The organism is Streptomyces sp. (assembly GCF_019510245.1).
In the GTDB taxonomy this organism is placed as follows: Bacteria; Actinomycetota; Actinomycetes; order Streptomycetales; family Streptomycetaceae; genus Streptomyces.
Genome location: NZ_JAEKKT010000037.1, coordinates 1 through 6,491 on the forward strand (window position 1 = coordinate 1; position 6,491 = coordinate 6,491).

Here is a 6,491-nt window from a genome sequence, read left to right on the forward strand (position 1 = left end):
TCAGTGGCCGACGGGGTGGTGCGGCTGCGCGGCACCGTCGAGACCCGCAGCGTCGCCGAACTGGTCGGGAAGATGGTGCGGCACACCGACGGGGTCGTGGACGTCGTCAACGAACTCGCCTGCCTCCGGGACGACAGCGGCGACAAACTCCCCGCGGGCCGCCTTCCCGGCGGGTTCGAGCACCGCCGCCCGGGCACGTGAGCACGGTCCTAGTCCCAAAGCCGTTCAGTTTGGCGTGGCCGGTGGGTGCCAGAGGGAGGGATGTGCCGTGATGTCCGGTATGGGTTTGCTCGATGGTGTGGCGTTGGGCTGAACCGGCCGACAGGCTGGCGGCTGCGTGGTGCGCTGGTTCGGTGAGCGAGCGGATGCCGTATAAGAGCCATGTGCCGGATGCGCAGTAGTCGTTGATCGAACCGGTGATCGTGGTGTGGAAGGCGCAGCATCGGTCGCCGACCGGGCATTCGGGCGTCTACGACTACCGGGAGATCGTGAACGGGATCTTCTATCAGAGGTCGGAGGACCCGTCACTGATGGTGGCCACACGCAGAGCCTGCACGCGGCGAACAACGTGCCCGCGGCCACGACGGGTGCGGGAGTCCGGCGACATCGATGTGCACATGGTCACGCATGGAAGTCTGCGCCCGACAAGAGCCGCTGGGCCTGGCTTCCCCAGCTCATCTCCGCACCCCGGAGCTCGGCCCGCGCTGCGTCACGCCGCGGAGTGACCGCGACCGCTGAATCGGGGTGCTGATTGGATCTCAGCGGCGGCCCATGGAGGTCCGCGGAGCCGGATCGCTTTCCGTTGCGCCATTCGCAGGTTCCCGGCTGCGATCTCCAGTCCCACGGCTCGCGCCGAGCGCGGGCCGTTCCTGTTTTCGGCACGGCGAACACCGCCTGGCGGCCTTGGCCGTCCGACCCGGCCGCCGGACAGGCGGCCCGGCATCGTCAGCCTAATGGCTGCCGGGGCCGGCCAGCGGCGAAGAACATCTTCGCCGCGGTGCACTTGCCTTCTTGTGCCTGTCGGCTCCAGTACTCCGTGACTTCGGCGCCGTCATCGAATGCCTTGGCTGCGGCCGTCGTTACCAGGCGCCGTCGCGCCGCCACGCGATCGGCCAGGCGGAAAACCGCCGCGGATCAGCTCGGCCACCGCTGTGGAAGCACCTCGGCTTTCTCGACCACGCTGCGCAGCCGCGCGACGAACTCGGCCGCCGACGCGTCGGCGACGAGGCGGCGGTCGAAGGTCACCGTGAGGTCGAGCATCTCGTGCCAGTCGATCAGATGGCCGCTGATGTGCCGGTGTCGGCCGATGCCGCCGATGACCACCTGCAGCGGCATCAGGGCCAGCGGGACGATGCCGAATCCTCCGCCCCAGGCCGCCGGTCCCGCGATCGTGGTCACGGCGACGGTTCCAGTGCGCTGGCGTGCCCGCACCGACCGGTCCAGCACCGTGCAGATACCACGGACCACTCCGGGAACCCGCAGCAGCGGTGGAAAGCGCGTAGCGATTCCGGCGCCGTCACTGTGCAGCCGACCTTCCTTGACGGCCCGCAGTTCCGCGGAGATGTCTTCGACATCCCGGATGTCGGCGTCGCGCAGGACATGGGCCGCGGCGAACCGGCCGTTCCGAGTCCGGACCTCGACGGGGACGGTTAGGTCGACATGGCGGTGGGTCACGCGCCGTCCCCGCCAGTCGCGGTAGGCGTGTACCTCGGGGTGTTCGGCCGCGGTCCGCGCGACGGACGCCACGGCGAACGCGGTGAACGACAGCCCCGCGCCGGACGCGGCGATCAGGCCCCGCGCGATCGTGATGTCGACCGTCACCAGGCAGTGAGTCGCCGCCCGGTGCCGGCCGGCCTGGTCGGCACCGATGGCAAGCCGGTCGGATGCGGGCAGCGGCCGGATGTCGGCTCCCCGCCATCGATGCGCCGCGTCGCCGCGCCTCGTGGTTAACGCCTGGCCCGTTGTTGTCGTCTGGCTCATGTCTTCCTCCGGGGCGAGCACTTCCGCTTCGTCACCGGAGCACGACCTGGCGTGGACCGATGCCGTTCCCGCTGTGCCCTTGTCGAACACCGCGGGATACGGCTAATTCGAGCGCGTTCGGACGGACCCGGGCAGGGCCAAGAGTCCCGAATCCGCGCGACCGCCGGCCAGAGCGGGTCGGGGCTGGCCGAAGGCGCCGAATCCGTGCCCGGCGACCGTCAGGCGGCGCAGATCCGCTCGACGAACTCGGCAACCCGGTCTTCCGGCAGGTGGCGGGCGATATCCGCCTCGCTGATGATCCCGACCAGCCTCTTGTCCTTGATCACCGGCATCCGCCGTATCCGGTGGCGTTCCATCGCCTCCAGGACGCTGTCGACGTCCTCGTCCGCCTCGACCCACCACGGCGTCCCCTCGCACAACGACCCGGCGGTCACCTTCGACGGATCGTGGCCCAACGCCACACACTTGATGACGATGTCGCGGTCGGTGATGATCCCGCACATCCGCTCGTTCCCGTCCGCCACCGGCAGCGCGCCGATGTCCGACTGGCGCATCATCTGCGCGGCCCGGTCCAGCGTCTCCGTCGCCAGAATCCAGCGCGCGTCCTCGTGCATGATCTGCTCCGCAGTGGTCATCTCACACTCCATCTCGATTGGTGTACCGGTGTCCGGTCCGCTGCCGAACCAGCAGGCAAGCCGAGCCTGGGCCGGCGATTTCCCTCATCGTCCTGGCGCCGCGCCCGGGGTGCGGCCGGGCGCGTCCGATCAGGCGATCCGGGCCTCGGGCGCGCCGGTGAGGATCAAGCGTGAAACGGCGACGTGCCCGTCCACCAAGATCTGTGTCGAGCTGTACGGTTGGGTGGCCGGGGCGACGTGCACGTATCGCTGCAGTACCGGCCCGGCCTCGGCCGCCCTGGCGGGTGGCTAGCTGGACATCTCCGTCCTCTCCCACCACTCGTAGACGGGCAACGGTCCCTCCGAGGTGTTCGCACGGCGGGACGTGGGCTTGAAGTGCTCGTAACCGTTGTTGAACGGGATCTTCAGATCGGTTCCGGGAGTCTCGATCGACACGATCCGCCCGGTGAGCGCCTCCGGCCCACGATCAAGGACCGCCCTTTTGTCGCTGCTCATGCGCGTGTCATCCCTTCAGGTGAACCCGATGGCCTTCGATCGCACCGATGTCCTCGGCGGACATCTCAATCAGGCGGCGGCCCAGGGCGACGAGGGCGCGTCCGGTGGCGAGCTCGTCCCCGATCTCCGGGACTTCGGGATCGGCGGGGTTCCGGTATGCCGTGCCCCGGCCGTGCAGGGCGTTGCTGCCGGTGTTCAGCACCGCGTCGGCCGTGGTGTGCCCGTCCTCCTCGGTCAGGTAGACGGTTGCGTGCCAGGCGGTGACGTGATGGACGGCCGTCGCGGGTGTGTGGCCGCCGATGTGCGCGTCGGGGCCGGGGTACAGCAGCGCGGTGCGGCCGTCGTCGGACCAGCGAACCAGGTACGGCGGTGTGCCGTCGGGGCCATGGACCTCGACGATCTCGCCGTCGCGCTCGGGTTCGTCCACGTGGCGGGACTGGATGACGATGCGGTCGCCGACCGTTGCCTTCATGACCGTCGCCTCCGTGATCCTCATGGCACGTGCCGACCGTGAGTCGGCCTTTTCATGATGATTGGATCGCGCACCCGGTCTCGACGCCAGAGGCGTTCGGCCCTTCGGGCTGAACACACTCGTCTCGACATTTCAGCCGATACGGCGTGTGTGCCGAAGCGCGTTGCGTATCCCACGCCACGAGACTCCGGGCAGCGGTCTGGACTGGTGATCGTCGACCTCGCACGCAGCCGGCTGGACCCTGTCGAGGGCAGGAGACTCGAGTACGGCTCCGGTCGTGGGTCGGCACGCCTTCGGGGAAGGCGTGCCGACCACCTGACCGACGGTCACGACGCCTCGCCGCGCACGCCGTGGATACGCATCTCGCCGAACGAGGAGAGCCCCGGGTACGCCGGGTCGGTCGGGATGCCCGGGTCGTCGACCTGCACCTTGAAGTACCGGAACGCCATTCCCTGAACCGACGGCAACACAGGGATGGTCTCCATGACGTAGTTCTCGGCCGTGGTGTTCGTCGTCTCCCGCGAGGTGAGCAGCGTCCAGGCCACCCCGTCATCGGAGCCGTAGACGTTCGCACCCTGCGACCGGTTGGCGAAGCCGTACCGGGCCTGGAGACCGAACGCCGACGCGGTGACCTTGAAACCGGCTCCGAAGTCGATCCAGAACGGCGTGTGCAGATCGCCGGAAGTGGTGTTGAAGTCGCTGTCGACGAGGTTGGCCACGTTGAGAGCGGAGAGGCTGGAGGTCACGAGCGGCGGGAAGGCGAGCGTGCCGTCCGGCAGCAGCGGGTTCAACAACCGCAAGCCGCGCACGGCCCCTTGGAGCTGAACCAGCGAGCTGATGAAGTCGGCGTCGGTCGCGCTGTGGAGCGTCGCCCACACCTGGTCGGATTCCGTGGTGAACGCGCCCAACGTGCCGGTCGTGTAGACCTGCTTCGGGTCATATCCGGTCAGCGCCTGACGACAGGCCTGCTCGCGGTTGGGCGCGACGACCAGAGTGACCTCGAGTACTGAGTCGACCGTTCCGTTGTCCGCCACGACGGTGAAGTGGTACGTGCCGGTCTGCGGTTGGGTCGGCGTCCAGGTGAACGCGCCGGTCGAAGAATCCAGGACCGCTCCGTCCGGCAAGCCTTCGGCGCGATAGGTGACGACGTCCCTCGGGTTCGCGTCGGTCGCCGCGAACGACCTGGTGAACTGCTCCTTCGCGACCCCGATGACGTCCGTGCTCAGACCCTGCGGGAACTGAGGTATCGACAACTGCGACGCGGCGAGCGTGTTCACGTGCCGGATGTCCGCAGTCCCGCCGTCCGGACCGGTCAGCGTGTAGTAGCCGATGTTGTCGCCCGCCTGATTGGAGCGCACCGTGGTGAGAGCGACGTCGTACGTCACGTAACGCCACTGCCCGCCGGTGTTCGGCAGCGAGATCGTCCGGAAGGCCGGCGTGTGCTGATCCTTCGCGATCGCCAGCCGCATCCCCGACCCGTTGGTCCGGATCATCAGCCCGACCGGCGCGTACTTGGTGCGGTCGCTGTAGGTCAGGTCGTGGACCACGAGCGTGGTGCCGCTGCTCGAAGCATGCATCGAGGCGTAACCGCCACTGGCGTCCGAGGTCATCACCGTGCCGCCGTCGAAGGCCAAGCCCTTCTGGACGGCCTGCACGGCGGGGCTGGTCGCGACCGGCGGCGCCTGTCCGGCCAGCGCGGCCGGGAAGGAGAGCCAGTACTCCGGGCCGGTGTCGATGCCGGCGCCCTGGCCGCCCCAGAAGTTGCTCAGTGTGGTGGAACCGTTGTGGAAAAGCGGACCTTCCGCCTGCTCGTGGGCCTTGGCCAGATAGGGGGCATCCTTGTCGACGTCCACGCCCTCGGTGTACTCGTACTGGTCGTAGATCTCGTTGATCTCGGTCAGCGCGATGAGCCGCCCGCGATACCCCGAGGAGATTGAGCCGGGACCGCCGGAGGTGTCGATCCACGGAGTGTCGTAGCCGAGCATGAAACGCGCGTAGGCATCGGATCCGGCCAGCAGGCGATCGCCGAGGAAGTGGTACGGATCGACGGCGTCCGGCGCGGTGGACACGGTTCCGTGCACCGGATCCACCTTGGTCCCCTGCACGGTCAGGATCCGCGCGAGCCCGGCGAGGTTGTCGACGTCGTCACCGGCGTGGGCCTGGTCCCGTCCCATCTCCTGGTGCTGGACGAACGGGTAGCCGTAGTGGTTCAACGGGTTGTCGGCGGCGATGAGCGGATAGATCGGCGCGAGGGCGCCGTTCTGCTCGGGCCTGGCGGTGGTCGCGTTGACGGTGTACCACTCGACGGCCTCGTCGTAGCGGGGCCGGTTGTCGGTGAAGATGTACGCCGCGATGGCGCCGATCAGTGGATACGTGTGCTGATTCATGTAGTTCGTGTTCCTGTGTTCGAACACAGCGAGCATGGGGTTGATCAGGTTCGTCGTGAGCTCGACGTTGTCGCTGTCGTGCCAGGCGAGGTCGTACGCGGTGTAGGTGGAGTCGTAGCTGGTGGCGCGCAGCAGTTCGGCGGCCGCCAGGAGGCGGTAGAGCGGGACGCCGGTATGAATCTGCGAGTCGGGATAGTACGCGTACTGAGTCGGATCCATGTTGCTCCAGATCCGTACGATCTTCATCGCGTTGGCGCGGTAGACGTTGTTCCCGGTGAAGTAGTACAGCAACGCCTGGGTGTAGGCGCCCCAAGAGTCCTCGATGAGCTTTGATTCAGTCTTGGTCGAGGTGAACGACGACAGCGCCGGATGGTCGAGCACCGGGCTGACGTTCTTGGACACCAGCGTCGTGGAGGCGTACTTCGACGCGCTCATCGCGGCGTAGTAGCTCTTCCAGGGCTCGACGCCCTTGAGCACCTGGTCCCGGGCGAAGCTCAGGCTCGCGGCCGTCACCCCGATGCC

At 67.9% G+C, this 6,491-nt stretch carries 6 protein-coding genes; 1 reads left to right on the forward strand and 5 read right to left on the reverse strand.

Annotated elements, in window-relative coordinates:
* The coding region (locus JF597_RS01235; RefSeq protein WP_293987388.1) for a BON domain-containing protein at nt 1–201 on the forward strand (201 nt) is incomplete at its 5' end.
* A 933-nt stretch (nt 202–1,134) separates the two neighbouring features.
* Here the strand turns inward: JF597_RS01235 and JF597_RS01240 are convergent.
* The 5 genes from JF597_RS01240 to JF597_RS01265 form a co-directional block, all read right to left on the reverse strand.
* The gene (locus JF597_RS01240; RefSeq protein WP_293987390.1) at nt 1,135–1,980 is read right to left on the reverse strand and encodes a hypothetical protein; all 846 of its coding nucleotides are present in this window, start codon (nt 1,978–1,980) and stop codon (nt 1,135–1,137) included.
* A gap of 218 nt (nt 1,981–2,198) precedes the next feature.
* Nucleotides 2,199–2,615: a CBS domain-containing protein gene (locus JF597_RS01245; RefSeq protein ID WP_293987393.1), complete on the reverse strand. Its 417-nt coding sequence runs from the start codon at nt 2,613–2,615 to the stop codon at nt 2,199–2,201.
* 288 nt (nt 2,616–2,903) lie between these two features.
* A complete protein-coding gene (locus JF597_RS01250; RefSeq protein WP_293987396.1) occupies nt 2,904–3,110 on the reverse strand; it encodes a DUF5988 family protein in 207 nt (68 codons plus the stop codon).
* Nucleotides 3,111–3,117: 7 nt separating this feature from the next.
* Nucleotides 3,118–3,582 (reverse strand): DUF1918 domain-containing protein, encoded by a 465-nt coding sequence (locus tag JF597_RS55405; RefSeq protein WP_366916364.1) that lies wholly within the window; start codon nt 3,580–3,582, stop codon nt 3,118–3,120.
* Nucleotides 3,583–3,908: 326 nt separating this feature from the next.
* On the reverse strand, nt 3,909–6,491 hold a 2,583-nt coding region (locus JF597_RS01265), incomplete at its 5' end, for a putative Ig domain-containing protein (RefSeq protein ID WP_293987399.1).